Annotated in this window: 27 protein-coding genes and 1 pseudogene; 17 read left to right on the top strand and 11 right to left on the bottom strand. The window is 60.8% G+C overall.

Going from position 1 to position 24,366, the window contains the following annotated elements:
- Window positions 1–7: 7 nt before the first annotated feature.
- Entirely contained in the window at window positions 8–1,375 is a 1,368-nt protein-coding gene (locus BS629_RS25360) for an MATE family efflux transporter (RefSeq protein ID WP_018241379.1), read from the bottom strand.
- An 85-nt stretch (window positions 1,376–1,460) separates the two neighbouring features.
- Window positions 1,461–1,901 carry a glyoxalase superfamily protein gene (locus BS629_RS25355; RefSeq protein WP_018241378.1) on the bottom strand — a complete coding sequence of 147 codons (441 nt, stop codon included), beginning with the start codon at window positions 1,899–1,901 and terminating at the stop codon, window positions 1,461–1,463.
- A gap of 355 nt (window positions 1,902–2,256) precedes the next feature.
- Here BS629_RS25355 and BS629_RS25350 point away from each other — a divergent pair, with 355 nt between their 5' ends.
- Window positions 2,257–2,589: a hypothetical protein gene (locus BS629_RS25350; RefSeq protein ID WP_018241377.1), complete on the top strand. Its 333-nt coding sequence runs from the start codon at window positions 2,257–2,259 to the stop codon at window positions 2,587–2,589.
- Here the strand turns inward: BS629_RS25350 and BS629_RS39995 are convergent.
- Window positions 2,540–2,803 (bottom strand): hypothetical protein, encoded by a 264-nt coding sequence (locus BS629_RS39995; protein ID WP_018516529.1) that lies wholly within the window; start codon window positions 2,801–2,803, stop codon window positions 2,540–2,542. The genes BS629_RS25350 and BS629_RS39995 overlap by 50 nt on opposite strands.
- Window positions 2,804–2,894: 91 nt before the next feature.
- On the opposite strand from BS629_RS39995, the pseudogene BS629_RS25340 reads away from it, so the two are divergent.
- Window positions 2,895–3,761, top strand: a pseudogene (locus BS629_RS25340) (LysR family transcriptional regulator).
- Window positions 3,762–3,825: 64 nt separating this feature from the next.
- On the opposite strand, the gene BS629_RS25335 reads toward BS629_RS25340, so the two are convergent.
- Window positions 3,826–4,272 (bottom strand): baeRF12 domain-containing protein, encoded by a 447-nt coding sequence (locus BS629_RS25335; RefSeq protein WP_026188334.1) that lies wholly within the window; start codon window positions 4,270–4,272, stop codon window positions 3,826–3,828.
- Between the two features lie 162 nt (window positions 4,273–4,434).
- Here BS629_RS25335 and BS629_RS25330 point away from each other — a divergent pair, with 162 nt between their 5' ends.
- The 3 genes from BS629_RS25330 (at window position 4,435) to BS629_RS25320 (ending at window position 6,683) form a co-directional block, all read left to right on the top strand.
- A complete protein-coding gene (locus BS629_RS25330; protein WP_018241374.1) occupies window positions 4,435–4,836 on the top strand; it encodes a DUF2177 family protein in 402 nt (133 codons plus the stop codon).
- Window positions 4,837–5,070: 234 nt separating this feature from the next.
- On the top strand, window positions 5,071–5,472 hold the full coding sequence (locus BS629_RS25325) for a pilus protein PilZ (RefSeq protein WP_003578226.1): 402 nt from the start codon (window positions 5,071–5,073) through the stop codon (window positions 5,470–5,472).
- A 95-nt stretch (window positions 5,473–5,567) separates the two neighbouring features.
- On the top strand, window positions 5,568–6,683 hold the full coding sequence (locus tag BS629_RS25320; protein ID WP_018241372.1) for a pyridoxal phosphate-dependent aminotransferase: 1,116 nt from the start codon (window positions 5,568–5,570) through the stop codon (window positions 6,681–6,683).
- A gap of 124 nt (window positions 6,684–6,807) precedes the next feature.
- Here BS629_RS25320 and BS629_RS25315 read toward each other — a convergent pair whose 3' ends face one another.
- Window positions 6,808–7,074 (bottom strand): SEL1-like repeat protein, encoded by a 267-nt coding sequence (locus BS629_RS25315; RefSeq protein WP_018241371.1) that lies wholly within the window; start codon window positions 7,072–7,074, stop codon window positions 6,808–6,810.
- A 443-nt stretch (window positions 7,075–7,517) separates the two neighbouring features.
- Here BS629_RS25315 and BS629_RS25310 point away from each other — a divergent pair, with 443 nt between their 5' ends.
- The 3 genes from BS629_RS25310 (at window position 7,518) to BS629_RS25300 (ending at window position 9,895) form a co-directional block, all read left to right on the top strand.
- A complete protein-coding gene (locus tag BS629_RS25310; protein ID WP_003558027.1) occupies window positions 7,518–7,856 on the top strand; it encodes a DUF2147 domain-containing protein in 339 nt (112 codons plus the stop codon).
- Between the two features lie 269 nt (window positions 7,857–8,125).
- Entirely contained in the window at window positions 8,126–8,305 is a 180-nt protein-coding gene (locus tag BS629_RS25305; protein ID WP_018241368.1) for a hypothetical protein, read from the top strand.
- A gap of 87 nt (window positions 8,306–8,392) precedes the next feature.
- Window positions 8,393–9,895 (top strand): AMP nucleosidase, encoded by a 1,503-nt coding sequence (locus tag BS629_RS25300; protein ID WP_018241367.1) that lies wholly within the window; start codon window positions 8,393–8,395, stop codon window positions 9,893–9,895.
- Window positions 9,896–9,904: 9 nt separating this feature from the next.
- On the opposite strand, the gene BS629_RS25295 is transcribed toward BS629_RS25300, so the two are convergent.
- Window positions 9,905–10,120: a hypothetical protein gene (locus tag BS629_RS25295; RefSeq protein WP_245268222.1), complete on the bottom strand. Its 216-nt coding sequence runs from the start codon at window positions 10,118–10,120 to the stop codon at window positions 9,905–9,907.
- 155 nt (window positions 10,121–10,275) lie between these two features.
- Here BS629_RS25295 and BS629_RS25290 point away from each other — a divergent pair, with 155 nt between their 5' ends.
- From BS629_RS25290 to BS629_RS25275, 4 genes are read left to right on the top strand one after another with little or no spacing between them, the layout of a single operon-like run.
- Window positions 10,276–10,635: a YciI family protein gene (locus BS629_RS25290; RefSeq protein ID WP_018241365.1), complete on the top strand. Its 360-nt coding sequence runs from the start codon at window positions 10,276–10,278 to the stop codon at window positions 10,633–10,635.
- A gap of 10 nt (window positions 10,636–10,645) precedes the next feature.
- Window positions 10,646–11,005 (top strand): YciI family protein, encoded by a 360-nt coding sequence (locus BS629_RS25285; RefSeq protein ID WP_018241364.1) that lies wholly within the window; start codon window positions 10,646–10,648, stop codon window positions 11,003–11,005.
- Window positions 11,006–11,008: 3 nt separating this feature from the next.
- Window positions 11,009–11,368 carry a YciI family protein gene (locus BS629_RS25280; protein WP_077988531.1) on the top strand — a complete coding sequence of 120 codons (360 nt, stop codon included), beginning with the start codon at window positions 11,009–11,011 and terminating at the stop codon, window positions 11,366–11,368.
- Window positions 11,369–11,377: 9 nt separating this feature from the next.
- A complete protein-coding gene (locus tag BS629_RS25275) occupies window positions 11,378–12,619 on the top strand; it encodes an RNA polymerase sigma factor (RefSeq protein WP_018241362.1) in 1,242 nt (413 codons plus the stop codon).
- Here the strand turns inward: BS629_RS25275 and BS629_RS25270 are convergent.
- On the bottom strand, window positions 12,587–13,549 hold the full coding sequence (locus BS629_RS25270; RefSeq protein WP_026242299.1) for a lysylphosphatidylglycerol synthase domain-containing protein: 963 nt from the start codon (window positions 13,547–13,549) through the stop codon (window positions 12,587–12,589). The genes BS629_RS25275 and BS629_RS25270 overlap by 33 nt on opposite strands.
- 181 nt (window positions 13,550–13,730) lie before the next feature.
- Between BS629_RS25270 and BS629_RS25265 the strand changes: the two genes are divergently transcribed.
- From BS629_RS25265 to BS629_RS25250, 4 genes are all read left to right on the top strand, one after another.
- Entirely contained in the window at window positions 13,731–15,224 is a 1,494-nt protein-coding gene (locus BS629_RS25265; RefSeq protein ID WP_018241360.1) for an ArnT family glycosyltransferase, read from the top strand.
- 137 nt (window positions 15,225–15,361) lie between these two features.
- Window positions 15,362–16,378 (top strand): glycosyltransferase family 2 protein, encoded by a 1,017-nt coding sequence (locus BS629_RS25260; RefSeq protein WP_018241359.1) that lies wholly within the window; start codon window positions 15,362–15,364, stop codon window positions 16,376–16,378.
- Between the two features lie 12 nt (window positions 16,379–16,390).
- Complete coding sequence (locus BS629_RS25255) at window positions 16,391–17,890, top strand: glycosyltransferase family 39 protein (RefSeq protein ID WP_018241358.1); 1,500 nt, start codon at window positions 16,391–16,393, stop codon at window positions 17,888–17,890.
- Between the two features lies 1 nt (window position 17,891).
- Window positions 17,892–19,379 carry a glycosyltransferase family 39 protein gene (locus BS629_RS25250; protein WP_018241357.1) on the top strand — a complete coding sequence of 496 codons (1,488 nt, stop codon included), beginning with the start codon at window positions 17,892–17,894 and terminating at the stop codon, window positions 19,377–19,379.
- Between the two features lie 6 nt (window positions 19,380–19,385).
- Here the strand turns inward: BS629_RS25250 and BS629_RS25245 are convergent, their stop codons facing one another.
- Window positions 19,386–20,753 (bottom strand): aspartate aminotransferase family protein, encoded by a 1,368-nt coding sequence (locus BS629_RS25245; protein WP_077988537.1) that lies wholly within the window; start codon window positions 20,751–20,753, stop codon window positions 19,386–19,388.
- A 266-nt stretch (window positions 20,754–21,019) separates the two neighbouring features.
- The gene (locus BS629_RS25240) at window positions 21,020–21,520 is read right to left on the bottom strand and encodes a hypothetical protein (RefSeq protein ID WP_018241355.1); all 501 of its coding nucleotides are present in this window, start codon (window positions 21,518–21,520) and stop codon (window positions 21,020–21,022) included.
- Between the two features lie 261 nt (window positions 21,521–21,781).
- Between BS629_RS25240 and BS629_RS25235 the strand changes: the two genes are divergently transcribed.
- Window positions 21,782–22,303, top strand: a complete 522-nt coding sequence (locus tag BS629_RS25235) for a tetratricopeptide repeat protein (protein ID WP_026188332.1) — start codon at window positions 21,782–21,784, stop codon at window positions 22,301–22,303.
- 118 nt (window positions 22,304–22,421) lie between these two features.
- Here BS629_RS25235 and BS629_RS25230 read toward each other — a convergent pair whose 3' ends face one another.
- Together BS629_RS25230 and BS629_RS25225 are read right to left on the bottom strand one after the other, a co-directional pair.
- Window positions 22,422–22,982, bottom strand: coding sequence for a hypothetical protein (locus BS629_RS25230; protein WP_018241353.1), 561 nt, complete (start codon window positions 22,980–22,982; stop codon window positions 22,422–22,424).
- Window positions 22,983–23,061: 79 nt separating this feature from the next.
- The gene (locus BS629_RS25225; RefSeq protein WP_018241352.1) at window positions 23,062–24,366 is read right to left on the bottom strand and encodes an ATP-binding protein; all 1,305 of its coding nucleotides are present in this window, start codon (window positions 24,364–24,366) and stop codon (window positions 23,062–23,064) included.

The following is a 24,366-nucleotide window of genomic DNA, read 5'->3' as shown; positions in this document are numbered from 1 at the left end:
AATTGCTCTAGACGGGCAGAAGCCCATAACGCAAGCCGCGGCGTTTCGCGTTCTGCGACAGCACCAGGAAAGCAAGGATGAACATGCCTGCCTCGGCAAAGACCGGCACCATCCAGATTCCCTGTTCACCGAAGACGAAGGGCAGCAGGAAGGTGAGCGGCAGGGTGAGCAGATAGGGCCGCGACAGACCGAAGATCGCAGCGCGCGGCGCATCGCCGATCGACTGGAAATAGGACGACAGGATCAGCATCTGCCCGAAGAGAAAATAGGCGCCGATCGTCCAGGGCAGAATTCGCCTGACCTCGGCGATGATCGCCGGATCGGTGACGAAGACCGCACCGAGGCGGCTAGCCAGCAATTCGACGGTGATCTCCACCAGGGTGCAATAGACGAGTGCTGCGAGCATGGCGATCTGCAGGCTGCGGCCGACGCGCAGCCCGAGGCCGGCACCGTGATTGTTGCCGGCAATCGTCTGCAGCGCGATGCTGAGTCCGAGCAGCGGCAGATAGGTGAAGGTCATGATCCGGGTGATGATGCCGTAGGCGGCCACCGTCGCGACATAGTCATGCGCGCTCCAGAGCGAGACGTTGATTAGAATGGCGGCCGAGGCCAGCGATATGCCGATGAAACCGAGGCTCATCGGCGCGCCGAAGGCGACGATGCCGCGCCATTCGGCGAGAGCCAACCCCGGGAAAGGCCTCAGTGCCGCCGGCCGGCGCCAGCGATAGGCGAGCACGGCTGCGAGGCAGACGAATTGCGACGCGATGGAGCCGACCGCCGAACCGAGCACGCCCCAATGCATCACCGCCATGAACAGCCAATTGGCGAGGATGTTGAGCAGCGAGGCCGACAGCGTCACCAGCGTCATGAAGCCGATCTTGCCTTCGCAGCGCAATGCGTCGAGATGCAGCGATAGGAAGAAACTGATCGGCGCAAAAGCGATCATCGCGCCCATGAACAGCATCGCGCCATGGGTAACAGTGGCATTGCCGGCAGCACCGGTACCGATGACCTGTCGGCCCACGCTCCAGTAGACCAGATTGAGGATGAGGGTGACGGCGAGTGCCAGCGCATGCGCGCCGGCAAACACCCGACGTGCCCCATCGCGATTGCCGGCACCCAGCCGGCGGGCGAGGATACTCGCCATGCCGTTCGAGACCAACGATTGCAGAGCGATCAGTAGCATCAGCCCCGGGAAAATCAGGCTGACGGCAGAGAGCGCGTCCGGGCCGACATAGGCGCCGAGGAAATAGGCGTCGACGACGGTGAACAGGCCGCTGACGGTGGTGATCGCGACGATCGGTGCCGCCGTTTTGATGAAGACGCCCGTCAGCCAGCCGGTAAGAAAGGCATTGCCTTGGGAAAGATCGGTCATGGAGAAATCCGTGCGATATGAGGCAGGGTCCGATCCGGCTTAAAAGTCATGCGGATCCGGACGGCCTCAAAAGGACAAAAACAATCTAGAGATCGAGCACCAGATGCGGCACGCCGTTCGAGGTCTTCCTCGGCGAGACGCCGTCGGCATCGATCTGCGCGTTCACACGCTGGCGAAAGGCCGAAAAGCTCTCGAAGGTGACGACATCCACCGGCTCGTCGAAATGGATGGTGATCCTGTGCAGATCGCCGCCCGGCAGGGCCGAAAGCGCCAGAACTTCGCCGGTGAAGGGCTGATTGAGATAACGGCCGCGAATATGCGCGCCGACGAAGAGCGGCGTCTTCGGAGCGGTATTGGGCTTTGCCGCCAGGGCTGCGAGCGTATTCCAATCGCGTGCGCCATGCTGGCGTGCAATCATTTCCAGGGCCGCACTGTGGGTGAGCGGGGTGCCGCGATCATTCATCGCCTGGCGCAGGCGCTTGGCCTGGGCCTTCAATTCTTCAATGGCAGGATAGGTCGTCGTCATGGCGTGAGCCTTCGAAAGGCATGCTCTTCGACTGCGGATGGGAGCTCGCATTGCCGCCAGTCAGCATGCACAAGGGGCCGTGACCATGATCGCGAGGGCTTCACCATGGATTTTCATCCGCGAGCGGCCGGTGCCTCGAACCGGCCTTTGTATGCGCGAACGCCGCCGACATGTCAAGAATGGCGCGGATGCGCTGGGGAATGCGCAACTTTGGGGCAAATCTGCACGAAATCGGTGCGATTTTCCCGCAGGTTTCCCAGAGTCATTCAATTTTACCGATGTTCTTCAGCAAGTGTCAGCATTCTTCCGCTAATATCTTGTCGTAGAACAAGCGGAGGCTAAAAGGGCCTTTCAGATGCACCTCGACACAGAACACCCCAAGCCGGAACGTGCTTACAGGGAATTCAATCTCGACAGGCCCGGCAACATCATCTTCGTCGGCCATCACCTCAGCACCGGAACGCAGGTGCGCTGCCTGATCCGCACGATCACGCTTGCCGGCGCATTGCTCGAAGTCAGCCCGAACCTGGAAATACCGAGCCATTTCTTCCTCGAAATCCTCGGCATCCATGACGAGATCGGCGCGACCGTGGTCAAACGCGAAGGCGAATTGGTGACGATCAGCTTCAACATGCTGATCAATCCGGAATTCCTGCACCACGTGTTGCGATTGAACTTCGAAACCTGAGGCTTTTTCCGATCCGTGAATCATCGCGGCACGTCTCCTTTGTTTCGCCGCTTCGTCTTGCGGCGAGACGTGCGATGATCGGAACGGCCCAGAGAAATCCGCGCCATTCCGGACGATCAAGCGGGTCGGCAAGCGGATCGGTCAAGGGACCGCGGCGGATCCGCCGATTGCGGATTTCGATTTCCCTGAAGAGAACAACCCAGTTGAGATCCATAGCTTCATCCTCCATCTATTTCCTGGAGCACTTGAGCTAAGCCTTCGCGCCCTTCCGATGTAGAGGCGCCGGAGAAAGGGGGTTTTCATCCATGAAAGATGCGAGCTGGGACGACCTGCAACTTTTCTTCCATGTTGCGACAGGCGGCGGGCTTTCGGCGGCGGCGGCCCGCACTGGGCTCAGCGCGCCGACGATCGGCCGGCGCATGCTGGCGCTCGAACGGGTGACGGGGCGCTCGCTGTTCAGCCGCGGCCCTACCGGCTATCTGCTGGCCAAGGATGGGCAGGCGTTGCTCGATCGCGTCCGGCTGATGCAGGATGCGGCGCGCGCGATCTCCGACTGGCGCGGCGAGGTGCTGACGCTGCCGATCGTCTCGACGGCCACCGACAGCTGGACCTCGCGCTTCATCGCCGACCATCTGGCCAACGTCTGGACGCCGAAGGACAGTTTCCGCATGTGCTACAAGACCCGCGACACGGGCGTCGATTTCACTTACCGCGAGGCGCATATCGCCATTAGCCATAGCCGGCCGGAGAGCGGCAACGTCGCCATCCGCCGTTCGGTCTAGGTGGCGCATGCGGCCTATCAGTCGGCCGGCTATGACGAGACGAATTGCAACTGGATCTCGCTCGGCACCGATACCGCCGTCACGCCGGCCGACAAATGGACTTTCGAGCAGCCGGATTATTGGATCACCAGCTGGACGAACACGCCGCATATGCTGTTTTACCTCATCCGCGGCGGTGCCGGCCGCGGCGTGCTTCCCTGTTTCATCGGCGATCAGGAGCGCAGGCTCGTCCGCGCCGGGCCAGTGATCGACGAACTGACTTACGAGATGTGGATCGTTGCGCATGACGACGAACGGCAACGGCCGGAGGTCAGGATCGTCATCGACCGTCTGGCGGCGCTCTTTGCAGATCATGAAGAGCTGTTTGCCGGGCAGAGACCGTCCGCTTGACGCGGCGGAATGAGAAACGCGGGCCATTCGACCCGCGTTCACTAATAGGTAGGCTCTTGCCGGCTCAGGCGGCGAGATGCCGCTCGATCTCGTCGACCGGCATATTGGTATAGTCTTTCGCCACTTCCGCGGTGATCACCGCCTGCGTATCGGCGCGGAGTGCCGGCCGCAGCGTGCCAAGCGCCTTCGGCGGTGCAACGAGGACGATGCGACGGGCCTTCTTTTCCTGCACCAAGTCGTCGAGCTTTCCCGCCACCTGTTTCAGAAATTCGGCTTCGGCCTGATCCTGCCAACTGGTCTCCTCGACAGCGCTGCCGCTCAGTCCGTCTGCAGCATGGGTTCGGCCAGGCTTATCGGCGCCAATCTCGCGATCCGGCGCGCTCGGCTGCGTCAGGGTTTCCAGCACCTTCAGGTTCACCAGTTGGGCATCGCCGGCATTCTGCATGATCAGAGCCTTGGCTCCATCGCAGACCACGACCCATGATTCCCAAGGGATTTTGACATCAGTCATCTTCAACTCCTCGCTGTCGTCATTCGAAGCGCGCCGTGCTTCATCGATCAAGACACAACGCTCGGCCATTGAAAGAGTTCGGGAAAATTGCGCCGAAATCGAACGGGGCGGCGATCCGGCCGGTCCTTGCTGCGTAGAAAGGCCAAGTTCGGGAGATTGACAATGAAGACATCACTGCTCGCCTATGCCGGCGCCTTTCTCACCCTTCTCATCTGCGACGGGATATGGCTCGGCCTCATCGCCCGCAACTTCTACCGCGACCAACTGGGAACGCTGATGCTGCCCTCGCCCAATCTTGCGGTCGGCGCACTGTTCTACCTGTTCTTCGCCGCCGCAGTGGTTGTGCTTGCAATGCTGCCGGCGCTGTCGGCAGGCTCGATCGCCACCGCATTTCTCCACGGTGCCATTCTGGGACTAGCGGCCTATGGAACCTATGACATCACCAATCTTGCCACGCTTCGCAACTGGCCAGTCGTCATGAGCCTGGTCGACATGGCCTGGGGCACGGCTCTAACGGCGCTGACCGCCGCCGGCGGATATCTTACCGTCAGATTTTTTGGCTGAAACGGGAGGCTCGGAATGGAAACCGCGTCCCGATAATGAACATGAAGGCGTCCCGCTTGGGAACAAAGTTTGAACTCGTTAAAATTGTAATTTTATATTTGACGAATGTGCAAAACATTCATGTGACCTTGGTTGGGATCAAGACCAGTTGCTCGATCAAGCCAGCCTGAATGAGATCAAGGTCAGCTTGATTGAGATAAACCCCCAATGCGTCCTGACTGACGGAGAATGTGAATGACTATGCTCCGCGCTACACACCTTGCCACGGTCAAATCCGCCGTCTACGACCTGCGCTGGGAAGAATTCAGCGTCAAACGGCCAGCCCGCATCGTCGCCGTCCGGCCATGCCTCACAGGCGTCTCCATGCGAAGCGCCGAGATCATCGATATCTCCCAGGGTGGCGCCACCTTCGTCGTCTCGACCACGGCCGGCCTGCCAAAGCACTATTATCTCAACATTCTTGGCCTCGCCTATCGCATCGGCTGCGCCGAGGTCTATCGCCATAAGGAACGCATCGGGGTGCGGTTCATCAACATCATGGACCCCGAGGTTCTGCGCCGCGTCGTCCGCACCGATTTCCTCGTCGGCAACATGGAGGCAATTGCCGCCCGGCGTGCGCCGATCTTCCGCGCCTGAACAGGCCGCAGTTGCGGAAATAATCTTGCTTGCGTTGGCCGTGCCCGGGCCTATTGTTTCGCCAATTGTCATTATGTCCGGGAAACTGCCGTCGCATGTCCGCCTTTTCGCGCTTCACACCTCTTGCCAGCGCCCTGCCTTCCACAGTCCCTTTCGTCGGCCCCGAGGCGATCGAGCGCCAGCGCGGGCTTGCCGTTTCGGCGCGCATCGGCGCCAATGAGAACGGCTTCGGCCCAGCCGCCTCCGTGTTTGCAGCGATGCGCGAGGAAGCCGGCAATATCTGGAAATACAATGATCCGGAGAACTTCGCGCTCAGGGAAGCGCTTGCAGCCCATCTCGGCGTCTCGGCCGCCAATGTCGCCATCGGCAGCGGCATCGACGAATTGCTCGGTCAGATCGTCCGGCTGGTGATCGAGCCGGGCGCGCCCGTCATCACCTCGCTCGGCGCCTATCCGACCTTCAATTTCCATGTCGCCGGTTTCGGCGGTCGGCTGGTGACCGTTCCCTACGCAAACGACCGCGAGGATCTCGACGGCCTGCTCGATGCCGTCAAGCGCGAGAATGCGCCGCTCGTCTATTTCGCCAATCCTGATAATCCGATGGGCAGTTGGTGGGATGCCGACAGTATCGTTGCTTTCGCCCGTTCGCTGCCCGAGACGACACTGATGGTGCTCGACGAGGCCTATAGCGAAACGGGGCCGGCAGGTTCGCTGCCGTCGATCTCCTCGCTGATCGAGCTGCCGAACGTCGTTCGCACCCGCACCTTCTCCAAGGCCTACGGACTTGCCGGCTCACGCACCGGCTACGTGATCTCGACAGCAGGCACGGCGCAGGCCTTCGACAAGATCCGCAATCATTTCGGCATGAACCGGCTGGCAACGGCCGCAGCGCTCGCCGCCCTCAAGGACCAGGCCTATCTCGTCGAGGTGGTCGGGAAAATCCATGCGGCGCGGGAGCGGATCGGCGGTATCGCCCGGGCGAACGGTCTTGAGCCCCTGCCCTCGGCCACGAATTTCGTGGCGATCGACACCGGCCGCGACGGTGCTTATGCCAGGGCGATCGTCGACGGGCTGATGGAGCACGGGGTTTTCATCCGCATGCCTGGCGTGGCGCCGCTCAATCGCTGCATTCGCGTCAGCGTCGGGCCGGAAGCGGATATGGCGTTGCTCGAAGAGACGCTGCCGCAGGTCCTGAAAGAGATCGGCCGATAAAACGGAAAAACCGCGGCCGGTGGAGGATCCGGTCGCGGTTCCGTTCTCCCTGCGTCGGCCCCGTCCAAAGCGCCCCGCCAGCTCCCTCTTTCCGAGGTTGTTATTGCTGCTCTTGTCGAATTCCTTAGTGAACCGTCATCCACTCGCGGGCGGCGCGCAGCGCTGCTGCGAGCTGCATCTTGTCCATGGCGGCGGCCACGTCGGCACGAAGCTCGGCGGCGCGATCGTTGCCCTTGATTGCGGCGATGTTCAGCCATTTGTGGGCTGAGACGAGATCGACTTCGCAGCCGCGGCCGGTCGCATACATCAGACCCATTTCGCAGAAGACATCGGCGCTGTTGTCGCCACCCATGGTGGCCGTTTCAGCATTGTGCATTTCAAAGCGTGCCATCGGTTTTATCCCTGTTAGCCTGTTTATGACTTACCCTGTTTTACCTCTGGGCCTTGCCGTCTATCGCGGCTTGTGGCCCTTGCGGTCCGGCGGGTTTGCCCCGCTCGTTTGATGGGTTCACTATGCCAAACGGCTTTCAAAAAACGCCTAAAATGCATGATTAATTTGAGACAAACAAAGTGCAAACACTTGGTAAAATTGGATTTTCGTTAAACATCGGACTCCCTGCGAATTAAGGATTTTCGAGCGGATTTTACGAAAGATTCAGATTTGAAAATAAAGGGATTGTTCATCATGAAATCAGCAGGCGATCTCTTTGGAAGCTGGACGAACGGCTTTTTCTCGCGTTTTTCAGCCGGCCAGCATGATAGCGATTGACCCTGTTTACCTTTACGTTCGCGTCAGTTATTTTCGCCGCGATCAAGGACATCATGGAGGAAAAGATGATCCGCAGCTTCGTTCTCGCCGGCGCCATCGCAATGATCGCGGGTATCGCGCATGCCGAGGAGCCGATCGTAGGCAATTGGAAGACGGCCGCCGGCGATACGGCGGTGATCGCATCCTGCGGCGGCAGTTATTGCGTGACACTGAAAACCGGTAAATATGCCGGCCGGAAGATCGGCACACTGGCGGGAACCGGCGGCAGCTATGCCGGCGAGATCACCGACCCGGCCGCCGAGAAGACCTATAGCGGCGCGGGCAAGGTTTCCGGCAATTCGCTGAGGATGCAGGGCTGCGTGATGAAGATCCTCTGCAAGTCGCAGACCTGGACGCGGCTCTGAGGCCATAAGAAGGCGCAACGATCATCCCAAACGCTGAAGCATGCCGGCACGCCGGCATGCCTCGAAGCCCTTTGCGGTCTCCTCCGCTACGCCAGCCGGCGAATTCTTATGGCGTCGAATTCGCCCAGCGACCCCTTCTAATCCTCTCCGCAACCTGGCCGAGCCTGCCCGGCAAGCTGAACGGCTGATGAACCGGCATCTCAGCACTCGTTCAGCCATCGCATGGCAAAACTATTGTCACGATAGAGTTGCGTGTCGGGGACAAGGGGATGAACATCTATATTCTGGCAAGACGCTTTAGCATCATCACGCTGTTTGCGGCGATCTTCGCTATCACGTTTTCGGCGGTCGTGGTGCACCAGGGTGGCGGCGGGGCGCAGTCGCATTTCGGGGCGAGCTATACCTGCCTGGAGAGAAACGGCACCTTCTGCGCGCCTACGGTGCGATGACTGGAATCCGACACGGAAAAGGATAAAAAAACGGAATCCGCCGGCGCGCGTCGTTTGCTTGTCAAAAACAACTCTCTATAATGCGTCATGAACAAACGAATCTCCCCTTTGTCGCCCCTCGAAATATCCTCTCCACCACCTTTCCAGCCTGAGAGTTTCGATGATCCCGCCAAGGCGGTCGAGACGCTGATGGCGCTTTACGAGCGCAATACGGCGTTCCTGATCGAGAGCTTCGCCGAACTTGCGCAGGGCGCTCCGATCTCCTCGCGCTACCGCGCTTTTTATCCGCAGGTCAGCATCGAGACAACAAGCTTCGGCCATGTCGATTCGCGGCTTTCCTATGGCCATGTCACGGCACCCGGCATCTATACGACGACAGTCACCCGGCCGAAGCTCTTCAAGCATTACCTGAAGGAGCAGCTGGCGCTCTTGATGAAGAGCCACAATGTTCCTGTCATCGTCTCGGAATCGACGACGCCGATCCCCTTGCACTTCGCCTTCGGCGAGGGTGCGCATGTGGAAGCATCGACGACCGCATTCGTCGACATTCCGATGCGCGATATCTTCGACACGCCCGACCTCAATACCACCGACGACGAGATCGCCAATGGCGAATATATCCCGCCGCCGGGAGAGCCCTCGCCGCTCGCGCCGTTCACCGCGCAACGCATCGACTACTCGCTCGCCCGATTGTCGCATTATACGGCGACGCATGCCGAGCATTTCCAGAATTTCGTGCTGTTCACGAACTATCAGTTCTATATCGACGAATTCTGCAGCTGGGCGCGCAAGATGATGGCGGAGGACGGTGACGGCTATACTGCTTTCGTCGAGCCCGGCAATGTCGTCACCCTGCCCGGCTCGAAGGCACCGGAAACGGATGCCGCCCTCACCCGCCTGCCGCAAATGCCGGCCTACCATCTGAAGAAGAAGGGCCATGCCGGGATCACCATGATCAATATCGGCGTCGGCCCGTCCAACGCCAAGACAATCACCGACCACGTCGCAGTGTTGCGTCCGCATGCTTGGCTGATGCTCGGCCACTGCGCCGGTCTTCGCAACAGCCAGCGGCTCGGCGATTATGTTCTGGCCCATGCCTATATGCGCGAGGACCATGTTCTCGACGACGACCTGCCGGTCTGGGTCCCGATCCCGGCGCTGGCCGAGGTGCAGGTGGCGCTCGAAGCCGCCGTTGCCGAAATCACCGGCTATGAGGGTTTCGAGCTGAAGCGCATCATGCGCACCGGCACCGTCGGCACGATCGACAACCGCAACTGGGAACTGCGCGACCAGCGCGGGCCGGTGAAACGGCTCTCCCAGGCGCGCGCGATCGCGCTCGACATGGAATCGGCGACAATCGCCGCCAACGGCTTCCGCTTCCGCGTGCCTTACGGCACGCTGCTATGCGTCTCCGACAAGCCGCTACACGGCGAATTGAAGCTGCCGGGCATGGCAACGGCCTTCTATCGTACACAGGTCAACCAGCATCTGCAGATCGGCATCCGCGCCGTCCAGAAGCTTGCCGCCATGCCGAAGGAAGCGCTGCATTCACGCAAGCTGCGCAGCTTCTTCGAAACTGCCTTCCAATAGGCCGTTTGCTCATCTGCCCGTCACGACAGGCGACGAACCGTCTGCCAGCATCTGCGGCCTGCCGGCGGCGAGGTTCAGCCCTGATATCAGCAGGGTGAAGGCCACGAAGACGAAAGCGATGCGCAGAAGAACCTTCAGCGCATCGGCATCGTCGAGTACGAGCTGACGCTTTTCACGACGGCGTGCCCAGATGTGGCTTGCCAGGGCGATTTCAAGAATGCTCATTACAGGTCTCCTCGACAGGTTTCGATGAAGCCTTGTCGAGTGCTGCCTTGCGATTTCGACAGCCGGCCGGCACAAAGATTTTTTCCGCCGCTGTCGAAATGCGTGGAGCTCGGTCGTCCAGGGTTATTGAAACGCTCACAAGGAGGCTGTCCGCGATGAAATATCTCTGTCAGGTCTGGTTCGATGGCGGGGTACTCGACGCCATGACGAAAGAAGAGAAGGCCGAACTCGACACCAATTCCTTGAACTATGACAAGGACCTCGTCGAAAGCGGCCATATGATCGTCGCCCAGGCACTGCAGTCGCCGAAATCGGCAGTGACTGTCCGAGTGCGCAACCGCGAGATGTCGGTGACGGACGGTCCCTTCGCCGAGACGAAGGAGGCGCTCGGCGGCTTCATCCTGATCGAGGCCAAGGATCTCAACGAAGCGATCCGCATTGCCGCCGGCATCCCGCTCGCCAGGCTCGGCGCGATCGAAGTGCGGCCCATTCATTCCTTCGGCAAAGACGCGTGAGGAGACGGCGATGAAATATCTCTGCCAGGTCTGGTTCGAAACCGCAAAGATCAGTGCCATTTCAGCCGAGGACGGCGAAAAGCTGACACGGGATTCGATCATCAACGACGACAGGCTAAGCGACAGCGGCCACCTGCTGGTGGCGTTGGCGCTACGCGAACCTTCGACGGCAATGACGGTCAGGGTCCGCAACAATGCGGTGACGACGACCGACGGTCCCTTCGCCGAAATCAAAGAGCATCTCGGCGGCTTCGTGCTGATCGAGGCGAAAGACATGGAAGAGGCAACTGATATCGCCGCCACTTTTCCCGTAGCGCGATACGGCTCCATCGAAGTGCGGCCAGCCTATTCGATCAAGGAGGAATGCTGAGCCATGCGTTACATCTGCCTGATCTACAATTGCGCCGACACCGACGGCACGCTGACATCGGAAGAGACCGATGAACTCGTCAAAGCGCATTTCGCCTTCGTCGATGAGCTGCGCCGCGACGGCATCATGATCCATGCCGATGCGTTGGAGACGCCTGTGACGGCGACCGTGCTGCGCGTTCGGAACAACACGCTGTCGGCCACCGACGGCCCCTATGTCGAGACGAAGGAGCATTTGGCCGGCTTCTATGTCATCGAGGCACCGGATATGGTGAAGGCTAGGGAAATTGCCGGTCGGATCCCTTCGGCACGTTACGGCGCCGTCGAACTGAGGCCCGTGCGAATGCTGACCCTGCCGGACTGAGGTGCCCTTTTGGAACGCGTCATCGAGGAGATCTACCGAACGCAATCGCGCCGGGTGCTGGCGACGCTGATCCGCCTGCTCGGCGATTTCGACCGGGCGGAGGAAGCGCTTCACGACGCCTTCGCCGCGGCTGCCCGGACATGGCCAACGGACGGCATTCCCGGCAATCCCTTCGCCTGGCTCGTTTCCACGGGGCGCTTCAAGGCGATCGACACGATTCGGCGGCGGGCGCGTTTCGATGCTTCACAGCATCACATCGAGGACAGCCTCTACTCGCCCGACGCAACTTACATCGGCGATATGGAACCGATCGAGGACGACATGCTGCGGCTGATCTTCACCTGCTGCCATCCGGCCATTCCGGCCGATGCGCAGATGGCGATGGCACTCAGAGAAATCTGCGGGCTAACCACCGAAGAAATCGCCCACGCCTTCCTCACTCCGGCGCCGACGGTAGCCCAGCGGATCGTGCGCGCCAAGAGCAGGATCCGGGCTGCGAAGATCCCCTACGAGGTTCCGGGCCACGAGGCGCTGCCGCCGCGGCTCGACCAGGTGCTGCACGTCATCTACCTGGTCTTCAACGAGGGCTATTCCGCCTCTTCGGGTGAAGACGTGGTCCGGGCCGACTTGACCGCAGAGGCGATACGTCTGGCGCGGCTGCTTCTGGCGCTGCTGCCGCATCCCGACGTCTCCGGCCTGCTGGCGCTGATGCTGCTGCAGGATTCCCGTCGCACCGCCCGCCGCGGCGAGCAGGGATCGCTGGTGCTGCTTGCCGATCAGGACCGCTCGCTCTGGGACCGTGCGAAGATTGCGGAAGGCCTGGCGCTGCTCACAGAAGCAATGCGGACGGGAGAGGTCGGCACCTATACGCTGCAGGCGGCGATCGCCGCCGAGCATGCCAAGGCGCCGGCTGCCGAGGAAACCGACTGGCGACGGATTGCCTTCTATTACGATCTGCTTCTGGCGGCGCAGCCCTCCTCGATCGTCGAGCTCAACCGCGCCGTGGCGATCGCGATGGCGGAAGGGCCGGCCAAGGGGCTGGAACTGGTCGATGCCATTCTGGCACGCCGGGAGCTGCAGGCCTATCACCTCGCCCATTCGGCACGTGCCGATTTCCTGCGCCGTCTCGGCCGGAAGCAAGAGGCGATCGCGGCCTATGAAACGGCGCTGTCGCTCTGCCGGCAGGAGCCGGAGCAGGCGTTTCTGAGAAAACGGATATCAGAGCTTGCCGCGACGTCCGAACGGCAGTGAGATCGCGGTGCCGGTCAGCGCCGAGACGATGATCAGCAGGTGGGCATTGACGCTCGCCTGTGCCAGCGCGGCAAGGGCCGGCCGCTCGCTCGATGCTCCCAAGGCGATGGCGCCGGCGGTGATGCCGGCCGGATAGGTGCCGACGCCGCCGGGCGCATGCATCGGCAACACCGAGGAGAGTTCACCGCCGAGCGCGCCGCCGAAGCTCGCCGCCATTGGCAGCACGCCCATCAGGCCGAGCGCCCATGCCAGCACCATCACCTTCACCAGCCAGTTGACGATGGTCATCGCCCAGGCGCGCGCAAAGGCGATGGCATCGAGCGGCAAGCCGTTTTCGATCTCGGCGACGAATTTCTGCGCTTTCTTCGGTAGCAGCTTGGCGGCAAGGCGCAGCAGCGGCTTGCGGGCGGCGAAGGCTGCGACCGGCAACAGCAGAAAGGCTGTCCAGAGCGACCAGGCCACAGCCGGATCGGCTGATGCAACGGCAAAACCGATGCCGGCAGCGGCCAGGAGGGCATGCAGGTCGAGCAGCCGCATGACGAACAGCGCCGAGGTTCCGCGCGTCAGCGGAATGCCGAATTCGGTGCGCATCAGCAGCGGAAAGCTGGTCTCGCCGGTGCGGAAGGGCAGCATGATGTTCAGCAGGTTGTGGATCTGCGTGACGCGGAAGAGGACCGCGAACCGGCCGGCCGTTTCGTTCGGAAAATAATCATAGATGCGCCAGGTGCGCAGGAAATAGGTGCTCGTCAATAGCACGAGCGCGCCGATCACCGGACCCGCGCCGACATCGGCCCACTGCCTGATGATAACAGGCCAACCCCAGAACCATTGGATGAAGAGGCCATAGGCTGCGACGATGACGACCGTCAGCACCGTCATGCGATTGCGCATAAACCAGGATTGCCGGCTTTCAACGATCGAAGTCTTCATGTAGTAGGCATTCCTCGCTTGGGTCGGCATGGGCCCGGTCCCATCGCCAGGCCTTTTAAGAGAAATGAAGGTTGCGCACAACGGCGGAGTGATGGCGATGGCGGTGAAAACGCCTCCACGCCGACGATCCGAGCGGCCGACCGGTAAATGATGGCGCCTTGCCGGCTTGACGTGGAGATCGATGTTGAAGCGGATTACCAGAAGCATTACCAGCGCAAGCATTTTTCTGGCAGCCTATTTCCTGCTGAACATCGCGCTTCGCATCGCCTTGCCGCATACGCTCGATCTCGACGAGGCGGAGCAGTCCTTCTACTCGCAATATCTGCTTGCCGGCTACGGTCCGCAGCCGCCCTTCTACAACTGGATCCAATATGCCATCGTTTCGGTGACCGGCATATCGATGTGGGTGCTCTCGGTGCCCAAGAACATCATTCTCTTTGGCTGCTATCTCTTCTACGGGCTTGCTGCCCGCGAGGTGCTGAAGAGCCGTTCGCTCGCAGCCGTCGCCATGCTGAGCCTGATTACCCTGCCGCAGGTTGGCCTGATGGCGCAGCGCGAACTGACCCATACGGTTGCCCTGCTGTTTGCGACCTCGCTCTTCCTCTTCGGTTTTTTCCGCACGCTGCGCCAGCCGACGATCGGGAGCTACCTCCTCATCGGCATCGCCACCGGCATCGGGCTCATCTCGAAGTATAATTTCGCCATCCTGCCATTTGCCGCCCTCATTGCCGTGCTGCCGGAGCGGGAATGGCGCAGCCGTCTCATCGACTGGCGTTTGCTGCCCGCGGCCGTCCTTGCCATTCTGATCGTGCTGCCGCATGCGCTCTGGCTGCCTGACAATCTCGCCAGCGCGTCTGCGCCGACACTGGAGCGGATGACCGCCGAACACCTGGCCCCGGCCGGCCTCCCCCGCATCGGGCAAGGACTGCTGTCTCTCATCATCGCCGTCCTCGGCTTCGTCGCATTGCCGATCGTTCTCATCGCGGCCGCTTTCCGGCGCGACTTCCTTCGCGCGCTCTCCTCTTCCAGCCCGATGATCCGGGTGATCGAGCGGATGATGATCATCAGCCTGCTCGCCTTCGTCGGCGTGGTCCTCTTCGCCGGCGCCAGCGATATCCACGAGCGCTGGCTCGACCCATGCCTGCTCGTCCTTCTGATCTATCTTTTCCTGAAACTGGAAACCGCAGGTCTCGATCTTTCCGCCGGTCTTGCGCGCTTCCGGCCCGTGGTGCCGGTCTTCATGGTCGTCATCCTGTCGATCCTTCTCTTCCGGATCGTCGGCATTCAATATATCGGCACGTATACAAGAACGAACGTACCCTTTTCCGGTTACGTGGCTGAATTGACCGCGACCCGCAAGCCGGTTCTCATCGTGGCGGGAACCAAGTTCGTGGCCGGCAACATGCGGCTGGAGTTTCCCGATGTTCCCGTCGTGATCCCGTTCTTCCCCGGTCCAGGGGTTCCCGAATATGCGGACGCGAAGGGGCCGGTGCTGGTTATCTGGCGCGGCGAGACCGCAGATGATCCAACAATTTCCCCCGGTTTCGCCAATGACCTCGTCAAATCGGGCATTCATCTGCAAGAGTTGAAGACGCTGACGCTGCCCTATCTCTTCGGTGACGGCAAACGCAGCTTCTCCATTGGTTACTCCTGGGTGGAAGGCGGCGCGAAATAGCGCCCAGGCAGATCAGCCGATTGCGGGAAACCGGCATTGCCCGCTGGCAACCGGCGGACACTTCATGTAGTAGCCTTCCGCAAGTGCGGCGGCAGCATTAAAGATTGCTCGGCCGTCCGGCCTTTTGGAGATGAAAGTTGCAGACAACGGTAGAGCCCATTCGCGGTACGAATGACCCGGTACAATCGCTCGAGCTGTCGCTGGTCGTACCCATTTTCAACGAAGAGGAAAGCGTCGGCCCGCTCATCGAGCGTGTCGTGGCTGCGATGGTTAGCTACCCCCATCGCTGGGAGCTGATCCTCGTCGATGACGGCAGCACGGATGCGACGCTCGTCAACGCCCGAAAGTACGTCGGGCGCGAGGGGCTAGCGCTCAGGATCGTCGAGTTGCAGCGCAACTTCGGTCAGACCGCAGCCATGCAGGCCGGCATCGACACGGCCCAGGGCCGCCTGATCGCGACGATGGACGGCGACCTCCAGAACGACCCGAAGGACATTCCTTCGATGGTCTCCGAGCTGGAACGGCGTGAACTCGACCTCTTGGTCGGCTGGCGCAAGAACCGCAAGGACGGCCTGTTCCTGCGCAAGATCCCCTCCTGGTGCGCCAACTATCTGATCGGCCGCATCACCGGCGTCAAGCTGCATGATTACGGCTGCAGCCTGAAAATCTACCGTGCCTCGATCATCAAGCAGGTGAAGCTGATGGGCGAGATGCACCGCTTCATCCCGGCCTGGGTCGCCGGTGTCGTTCCGAGCTCGCGTATCGGCGAGATGGCCGTCACCCACCATGCCCGCGAGCACGGTGTTTCGAAATACGGCATTTCGCGCACCTTCCGCGTCATCCTCGACCTGCTGTCGGTGATGTTCTTCATGCGCTACAAGGCGCGGCCGGGGCATTTCTTCGGTTCGCTCGGCCTAGGTCTCGGCGCGCTCGCCATGCTGATCCTGCTCTATCTCGGCTTCGACAAGTTCATCATGGGCAACGATATCGGCACGCGCCCGATGCTGATGGTCGGCGTCGTGCTGCTGCTGTCGTCGGTGCAGATGATCACCACCGGCATCCTGGCGGAAATGATCGCGCGCACCTATTATCGCGACGACGCCTCTCCGAACTACATCGTGCGGCAGATCTTCGACGATCAAAGCCAAGCCTAAGCCGGCAGCACGATGCTGGAGCGCGTGACGAGCACGATCAGAACCGCAGGCCTGCTGCTTGCAGCCTATTTCGTGCTCAACATCGCGCTGCGCATCGCGCTTCCGCATTCGCTGGAGCTCGACGAGGCCGAGCAGTCCTTCTTCTCGCAATATCTGCTGGCCGGCTACGGTCCGCAGCCACCTTTCTACAACTGGATGCAATATGCCGTCGTTTCGGTGGCGGGCATGTCGATCGGCGCGCTTGTTGTCCCGAAGAACATCCTGCTGTTCCTATCCTATCTCTTCTACGGCCTCGCCGGGCGGCGGGCGCTGAAGGATCAGGCGCTTGCCGCCGTCGCCATGCTGGCGCTGATCACCCTGCCCCAGGTCTCCTACATGGCTCAGCAGGACCTGACCCACACGACGGCGCTGCTCTTTGCCAGCTCGCTGTTTCTCTACGGCTTCTTCCGCACGCTCGATCGGCCCGATATCGGCAGCTATCTCCTGCTTGGGCTTGCGACCGGCATCGGGCTGATCTCGAAATATAATTTCGCGCTGATGCCTGTCGTCGCTTTGATCGCCATCCTGCCCGATGCCGAATGGCGGCGCAGGGCGCTCGACTGGCGCATGCTGGCGGCGATCACTGTCGCGCTCGTCATCGTCCTGCCGCACGCGGTCTGGCTGCAGGGCAATCTCGCATTCGCCTCCTCCGACACTCTGGTCAAGATGGCCGCCGGCAGCGAACCGGCCGGCGCCGTGCGGATCGGCAAAGGCCTTGTCGCCTTTCTCGTCGCCATCATCGCCTTTGCGGCGCTGCCGATGCTGATCTTCGCCGCCACCTTTCGCCGGGATTTTGTCCGGGCGCTTTCGGCGGGCAACCGCTGGACGGGGATGATGGAGCGGATGATGCTCGCAAGTCTCGCCGGCATTGCTCTCATCGTGCTTTTCACCGGCTCCACCACGGTGCGCGAGCGCTGGCTCGACCCGTTCCTGCTGGTGCTGCCGATCTATTTCCTGGCGAAGATGCAGGCGGCCGGGCTCGACCTTTCCGCCGGGCTGCGCCGCTTCCGGCCGGTGCTGCCGGTGCTGATGGCCTGCGTGCTGATCGCCCTCGGTTTCCGTGTCGTCGGCGCCGGGCTGATCGGCACCTACAGCCGGCCGAATGTGCCGATGGCGGGTTTTTCGCGCGAAATGACGCGACAGGCGCAACCCGCACTGGTGATCGCTTCCGACCCCTATATCGGCGGAAACATGCGGCTGCAATTTCCCGATGTGCCGGTGGTGATCCCGGATTTTCCGGCACCGGGCATTCCGGCCTATGCCGAGGCCAAGGGGCCGGTGCTGATCGTCTGGCGCGGCAAGAAAACGGCGACGGCTGCCGATGCGATCATGCCGGAGCGGTTTTCATCAGCGCTGACGGCGGCCGGCATCGCGCTGCAGGAGATCGGCTCGCTGTCGCTTCCCTATTATTTCGGCCGCCAGGGCGACAATTTCGCGCTCGGTTACGCCTGGGTTCGGCCGGAGAGCAAATAGAATGACCGAGAGCAACCGTCGCGACATCAGTTGGATCTTTGCCCTGCTGGCGGCCTATTTCGTGCTTCAGGTCGGCGTGCGGCTCGCAACCTCGCATTCTCTCGATCTCGACGAGGCCGAACAGGTCTTCCGCTCGCAATGGCTTGCCGCCGGGTACGGCCCGCAGCCGCCCTTCTACAACTGGCTGCAATACACCGTCTTCCAGTTCGCCGGTGTCTCGCTAACCGCCCTTTCGGTGGTGAAGAACCTACTGCTGTTCAGCTCCTACGTGCTCTACGGCCTGACCGCGCGGCTTATCCTGCGCGACAAGGCGCTGGTGGCGATCACCACGCTCGGGCTGCTGACGATCCCGCAGATTGCTTTCGAGATGCAGCGCGACCTGACGCATACGGTCGCCGTGTTCTTCTCGGCCAGCATCTTCTTCTACGGCTTCATCCGCAGCCTGAAGCAGCCGAGCCTCGCCTCCTATCTCATCGCCGGCATCGGCATCGGTTTCGGCCTGCTTGCTAAATATAATTTCGCGATCTTGCCCGCGGCAGCCCTGATTGCCGCGCTTTCGGATGCGCGCCTGCGGCCGCGGATCTTCGACTGGCGGCTGATGCTGACGGCGGCGGTGGCGCTCGTCATCATCCTGCCGCATCTCTTCTGGCTGAAGGACAATCTCGATTTCGCCACCGCACGCACCCTGGAGAAGATGACCGCGAGCGGCCATGCGAGCTATCTCACCCAGGTGGCCATGGGCGTCAGTTCACTGGCTCTCGCCATCATCAGCTTTGCCGGATTGACCGTGGCGGTATTCACGCTCGTCTTCGGCAGGAGCCTTCGTCCGGCACTCGGCTCCGGTTCGGAATGGACGCGGCTACTCGAGCGGATGATGCTCGTCTTCTTGGCCGGCATTCTGCTTCTGATCGTCTTCGGCGGCGCGGCCGGAATCAAGGATCGCTGGCTGGTGCCGATGCTCTTCATCCTGCCGCTCTATTTCTGCCTGAAGATCGAGGCGGCAGGCGTCGCGACGGACAGGGCGTTCCGGCGTTTTATGCCCCTCGTCGCCGTCATCATGATCGGTGTGCCGGCGGCCCTTTACGGGAGCGTCGCGACTGCACGCTTCACTGGCCATTACGAGCGGCTGAACAGGCCCTATGCCGGCATGCTGGAAACCTTGCGCAGGCAGGCCGAACCGGCGGCGGTCCTTGCCGGGGACAGCCTGCTCGCCGGCAATCTCAGGCAGGATATTCCCGGCGTGCCGGTCCTCTCCGCGGATTATCCCGGCTTCCACCCGGATCTTGCTGGTCGGCGACCGCTTCTCCTCGTGTGGCTCCTCCCGCGGAAGGGGGGAAGCGAAGCGCTTCCGCCTGATATGGCTGAATGGCTGCAGGCCAATCTCGGCGCGTCCGCACCGCAGGCGTCGGTGATCGACGTGCCCTATTTCTATCGGCGCGGCGGCGACAGCTACCGTTTCGGCTATGCCTGGGTCAACCAGCCGGGCTGAGCGAAATCAGGATTTCAGCTCCTTCCAGGCCAAATCCAGCGCCAATCGGGTGATCCTCGCCATCTCGTCCACCTCTGCGTGGCTGATGACGAGCGGCGGCGAGGCGAGCATGCGGTCGCCGGTGGCGCGCAGCACGAGGCCGTTTGCCAGCGCGTGGTTGCGCACCAGCGCACCGACCTGATCGGGCTTGGCATAACGGGTGCGCGTGCTCTTCTCGGCGGCAAGCTGCAGGCCGCCCATCAGGCCGATGCTGTCGGCCTCACCGACGAGATCATGTTCAGCGAGCGCTGCCCAGGCCTTGCCGAAATAGGGTCCGATATCATCGCGCACCCGTTCGACCAGTCTTTCCTCTTCGATGATGCGCAGGTTCTCGAGTGCAGCGGCGGCGCAGACCGGGTGGCCGGAATAGGTGAAGCCGTGATTGAATTCGCCGACCTCGTTGATCAGCACATCGGCGATGCGGTCGCTGACGAGCACGCCGCCGATCGGCAGGTAACCGGAGGAAAGCCCCTTGGCGATCGGCGCGAGATCGGGCTCGACGCCGAAATGCTGGTGGCCGAACCAGGCGCCCAGCCGGCCGAAACCGCAGATCACCTCGTCGGTCACCAGCAGGATATTGCGCGCCTTGCAGATGCGATCGATCTCCGGCCAGTAGGTCTCGGGCGGGATGATGACGCCGGCCGCCCCCTGCACCGGCTCGGCGACGAAGGCTGCGACATTCTCCTCGCCCAGCTCATCGATCTTCGCTTCGAGCTCGCGGGCGACGTTCAGACCGAATTCGGCGGGCGTGAGATCGCCCCCCTCGCCGTACCAGTAGGGCTGGCCGATATGGACGATACCCGGTATCGGCAGATCGCCCTGCTCGTGCATGTATTTCATGCCGCCGAGGCTGGCGCCGGCAACGGTCGAACCGTGATAACCGTTCTTCCTCGATATCATGATCTTCTTCGACGGCTTGCCGACGGCGCTCCAATAGACACGCGCCATGCGAAACCAGGTGTCGTTCGCCTCCGAGCCGGAGCCGGTGAAGAAGACATGGTTGAAACGCTCGCCGGCATGCGAGGTGACCTTCTGCGCCAGCAGCGTCGTCGGCGTCGAAGTCGTGCCGAAGTAGGTGTTGTAATAGGGCAGCTCGTTCATCTGCCTGGCCACGGCGTCGGTGATCTCCCGGCGGCCATAGCCGATATTGACGCACCAGAGGCCGGCGAAACCGTCGAGATATTTTTTGCCGTGATTGTCGAAGATGTGGACGCCCTCGCCGCGCTGGATAATGCGCGTTCCCTCGGCATTCAGCTTCTTCATGTCGGCGAAGGGATGCAGGTGGTGTGCGGCGTCGATCGCCGCCAGGTTCGAGGGTGGGTAGGTATCGGGCATGGTGGTAAAGACCCTCGCGGATTGAAAGGCTGATGTCGATGGGATGGGAGCTTGGCCTTGTCCCGGAGGATTTTCAAGGTCATGGCGAGCGACAGGATGGACAGCAAGGCCGAAGGCGGCGACCCGGGCGAAACCGAAAATCTTCAAGGCGGCTGCGCCAAGCTTCGACTTCTCCTGCGCCTTGGCTCGAGCCGGTCCTGCCTGCGCTGCCGCGACTCGAGGTGCGTCTTGCCGCGCCTCCGGCGGGGCGGTTCAACCCTTTTCTATCACGCCGATATTGCACGCTTGATGACTGTTAAATGGCTGCAGATGCAGGCCAAAAACACGGATATGAAAAGGAAGGTCCCAAGCGGTTGGGATAGCGGCAGGAACGACCAGTCGCCCCGTTGAAATTGAGGCAGCGCAAACTCCGAAAGGCCGGCTTGCGCAACGGCTCCCCGCACCATGGTTAGACCGGTCGCGATCAGCGCGATATGGGCATGGATGAATCCTGACCGGCGGTGTCTTTGCGGCTGCATGGCCACTCGAATCCCGAAAATCGATGCCAGCATCAACAGGACCGTGGCGCTCCAAATTCCAACGCCGGGTATCGCCAAAAGCAGATAGATAGGCTCGCGCATGACCGGAAGTATCGTCATATAAAGCCACCAGGCGAAGGCACTTGAGGCGTGGCTTTCCAGGAGCGGTATGCTGAGAACGAAGATCGATGCTGTCGCGTAAGTCAGCGATGGCCCGAGTCGCATCAGCGTGAAAATAGCGATCCGCATGCGGCGTTCCATCCTTTGACCTGAGGAGGGGGATAGGCGACGTTGATTGATTTCCACTCAGGGAGTCACCGGGGGGAAGATGATGCCTACCTTGGATAGCAGGCATTTTTATCACGCTGTCGCGTTCCGGCGAAGATCGCCTCTGTCGCTTTTTTGTGAGTATGTGCTTAAATTCTTGAGTTGTTAGCTTTTTTTTACGATGATCGCCGGTGAGCGCATCCGAGTCTTAGGTAAGAGTGTCTGATGGGGATCAAATTGCCAATATTGCAGATCAGAGCTGGGACTAAATGCATTGCGCTTTTGATAGCGACTGGAGCGATTTTAGCTGGTTGCCAGTCATCCGGCGTTGATGGCCTGGCTGCTTATGGCGATAGTGCAAAGACCCTTGAGGATGACTCAGCCGTCGCCTTCTATAAGAACGACGAGTTGATAACCACCGGCAAATTGCAGTTTCAGGAAAAGAACTACGGAAAATCTTATGCCATTTACAAGCGAGCGGTTGACGTTTTTCCGCAGGATCCGGCTGCTTGGTTAGGCTTGGCGGCCTCCGCCGACATGGTTGCCCGCTTCGACACGTCCGACCGCGCCTACCAGCAACTCTCGCGAATGATCGGCAACACCCCGGTCTACTACAACAATATCGGATATTCTCACCTGTTGCGCGGTGACTTGCGCACGGCCAGGCGGTATTTCCTGAAAGCCTATGAGCTTGATCCCGGAAACGAAGTCACTGCCCGTAATCTCGAATTGATGAAGAACAGCGTAAATTACGCTCAGCGGTGATAGGCCCTGCAGCGATCGACAATCTGGGTCGAGATGAGATTGCCCTTGCGCATTGCGAGCATCGGCGCCCCCTGGCAGCATCCACCGATTGCTTTGGAGATTTCGGCGAACGCGGGGTTTACCGGGCCTTCCGAAGGATGAGCTGGCCTTCCGGCGAGAGTGTGCGCTCGTAACGCGGCAGGTCACTGACGGCAATGCCCCCGGCTTCGAGGGACGCAAGGCTGCTATCCGAAGCTTGAGCTTCCGCCGGCACGGCACGGGGTGCGAAAAATTGTGCCGGCTCCTTGCCGGGTGCGCTAAGGACCAAAGCTGAACCCATCCGAAGACCACTTGTGTCGTTTCGCCGTTCGTTCATCATAGTCTTTTGCAGCTCATCCATCCCCTGGCGGATAAGTGCGACTTCGTCAGCCTTGGCATTATCCGCGATGTTGCCCGACTGCTTTTCCATTTGTCCCCTCAGACCATCGATGGACCTCTTAAGCGCGGCGATGGTCTCGCGGCTCTCGCGAACATCGGCTGAGTTTTTGGCGGTATAGATGAGAACGCCAGCATTCACAGGCAAGAGCATCAGCAGCAAACCGACGAGTAGCGAGCTTTTTGAGCCCCGCTGCTCTATCACTCGCAAATTGCTTGGTTTTGCGCGGTCTGCTTCGACCTCAATGCCCGGAATGCTAGTCATTCGTTTACTCCCCGTAAGTCATCAAATCTGCGTTGGACACATTGTCCAGGAACACGCCGTGTCAGTGACAAGCCCGCAATCACTCCGATGTAAACACGCCTTCCCACGCCCGTTCGAGCATATCGAGCGAAGCGTTTCCGGCTATGCCGTTGAACTCGCAATAAGAACCGACGAAATCCAGAAGATATTTCGGATGGTAGCAAGACGCCAGCACATCGCCTTTGTACTTGCGATCGTAGAACAGGTTCAGGTCTGGATCACACACAGCCAATCCGGTGCTGCTGGCATAGGATTTGAAAATTCTGATATATTCGTCGCGCGACGGCGTGTTCACAAAGATCTTATACTTGAGTCGCCGCAAGCCCGCCTCGTCGGAAAGGTCCTTGGGTGCGATATTCGTCGAAAACACCACCAGCTCGTCAAAGGGTACCCTGAATTTCTTGCCGGTGTGCAGCGTCAGGAAGTCATATCCGCGCTCCAGCGGCACAATCCAGCGATTGATAAGCGCCTGCGGCGCCACTTGTTGGCGCCCGAAGTCGTCGATGATGAAAACGCCGCCTGATGCCTTCAAGTGTATGGGCGCTTCGTAGACATTCGGTCCTTCGTTGAAGGTGAGGTCGAGCTGATCGAGGGTCAATTCCCCGCCCGTCTTGATCACCGGACGGCGGCATTCGATCCATCGTTGATCCGCTTTCGGATGGGATTCCGTGTCAACCTCCGATACGGGGTGATGCACTGCTTCGTCATAGAAACTGATGACATGGCCGCCGACCTCGATGGCATAGGGCACCCAGATCGTTTGGCGGAACAGTTGCGACGTCCGCTCGGCGATGCTCGTCTTTCCGTTGCCCGGTGGGCCGTAAAGCAGGATAGAGCGACCGGAGTTGATGGCCGGGCCGAGCTTTTCGACCAAGGCATCCGAGAGCACCAGCCCGTCAAGGCTGTCGTTCAGCCGCTCCGGGGTCACGCGCTCGTGATGGATGGACTGCAAACCGACTTGCCGGCAGAACGCGTCCAGCGACACCGGCGCCGGGCCGACATATTGGCATTGACGCGACGCCGCGTGGGCATATTCGAACCCCTTCATGGAAAGCGCATATCGAATATCGGATCTCACATCCTCACCAGCCAAGCCGCGCGCCTCGAGATAGGCGAGTTTCACGAGCTCCTTGATCAGGATATTGACGATCACTTTCGGCAATTTCATTCGGTCAGCGAGATGGGATGCCGTGGTGGTGTCCTGCTCGGCCGCGCATTTTGACGCCAGCCGAAGCAGGAACGACGGATCCAGTCCGGCTTGTTCTATGCTTGCCGGTGCCATTGGCATACGCGGATCGATGGAAATGATGGCATCCTTACGATTCTGTTCGAGCGAATACTGCAT

The organism is Rhizobium leguminosarum bv. viciae USDA 2370, assembly GCF_002008365.1.
Taxonomy (GTDB): domain Bacteria; phylum Pseudomonadota; class Alphaproteobacteria; order Rhizobiales; family Rhizobiaceae; genus Rhizobium; species Rhizobium leguminosarum.
This window is presented reverse-complemented; position numbering and strand designations above follow the sequence as displayed.

Bases quoted from the DNA above. Each gene is read 5' to 3' on its own strand.
- BS629_RS25305 (WP_018241368.1), top strand. From the start codon at position 8,126: ATGAACATCTATATTCTGGCAAGACGCTTTAGCATCATCACGCTGTTT.
- BS629_RS25310 (WP_003558027.1), top strand. From the start codon at position 7,518: ATGATCCGCAGCTTCGTTCTCGCCGGCGCCATCGCAATGATCGCGGGT.
- BS629_RS25225 (WP_018241352.1), bottom strand. From the start codon at position 24,366: ATGCAGTATTCGCTCGAACAGAATCGTAAGGATGCCATCATTTCCATC.
- BS629_RS25360 (WP_018241379.1), bottom strand. From the start codon at position 1,375: ATGACCGATCTTTCCCAAGGCAATGCCTTTCTTACCGGCTGGCTGACG.
- BS629_RS25245 (WP_077988537.1), bottom strand. From the start codon at position 20,753: ATGCCCGATACCTACCCACCCTCGAACCTGGCGGCGATCGACGCCGCA.
- BS629_RS25255 (WP_018241358.1), top strand. From the start codon at position 16,391: ATGCTGGAGCGCGTGACGAGCACGATCAGAACCGCAGGCCTGCTGCTT.
- BS629_RS25335 (WP_026188334.1), bottom strand. From the start codon at position 4,272: ATGACTGATGTCAAAATCCCTTGGGAATCATGGGTCGTGGTCTGCGAT.
- BS629_RS39995 (WP_018516529.1), bottom strand. From the start codon at position 2,803: ATGGATCTCAACTGGGTTGTTCTCTTCAGGGAAATCGAAATCCGCAAT.
- BS629_RS25315 (WP_018241371.1), bottom strand. From the start codon at position 7,074: ATGGCACGCTTTGAAATGCACAATGCTGAAACGGCCACCATGGGTGGC.
- BS629_RS25265 (WP_018241360.1), top strand. From the start codon at position 13,731: ATGTTGAAGCGGATTACCAGAAGCATTACCAGCGCAAGCATTTTTCTG.
- BS629_RS25270 (WP_026242299.1), bottom strand. From the start codon at position 13,549: ATGAAGACTTCGATCGTTGAAAGCCGGCAATCCTGGTTTATGCGCAAT.
- BS629_RS25355 (WP_018241378.1), bottom strand. From the start codon at position 1,901: ATGACGACGACCTATCCTGCCATTGAAGAATTGAAGGCCCAGGCCAAG.
- BS629_RS25280 (WP_077988531.1), top strand. From the start codon at position 11,009: ATGCGTTACATCTGCCTGATCTACAATTGCGCCGACACCGACGGCACG.
- BS629_RS25240 (WP_018241355.1), bottom strand. From the start codon at position 21,520: ATGCGGATCGCTATTTTCACGCTGATGCGACTCGGGCCATCGCTGACT.
- BS629_RS25330 (WP_018241374.1), top strand. From the start codon at position 4,435: ATGAAGACATCACTGCTCGCCTATGCCGGCGCCTTTCTCACCCTTCTC.
- BS629_RS25285 (WP_018241364.1), top strand. From the start codon at position 10,646: ATGAAATATCTCTGCCAGGTCTGGTTCGAAACCGCAAAGATCAGTGCC.
- BS629_RS25290 (WP_018241365.1), top strand. From the start codon at position 10,276: ATGAAATATCTCTGTCAGGTCTGGTTCGATGGCGGGGTACTCGACGCC.
- BS629_RS25325 (WP_003578226.1), top strand. From the start codon at position 5,071: ATGACTATGCTCCGCGCTACACACCTTGCCACGGTCAAATCCGCCGTC.
- BS629_RS25250 (WP_018241357.1), top strand. From the start codon at position 17,892: ATGACCGAGAGCAACCGTCGCGACATCAGTTGGATCTTTGCCCTGCTG.
- BS629_RS25230 (WP_018241353.1), bottom strand. From the start codon at position 22,982: ATGACTAGCATTCCGGGCATTGAGGTCGAAGCAGACCGCGCAAAACCA.
- BS629_RS25320 (WP_018241372.1), top strand. From the start codon at position 5,568: ATGTCCGCCTTTTCGCGCTTCACACCTCTTGCCAGCGCCCTGCCTTCC.
- BS629_RS25295 (WP_245268222.1), bottom strand. From the start codon at position 10,120: ATGAGCATTCTTGAAATCGCCCTGGCAAGCCACATCTGGGCACGCCGT.
- BS629_RS25350 (WP_018241377.1), top strand. From the start codon at position 2,257: ATGCACCTCGACACAGAACACCCCAAGCCGGAACGTGCTTACAGGGAA.
- BS629_RS25300 (WP_018241367.1), top strand. From the start codon at position 8,393: ATGAACAAACGAATCTCCCCTTTGTCGCCCCTCGAAATATCCTCTCCA.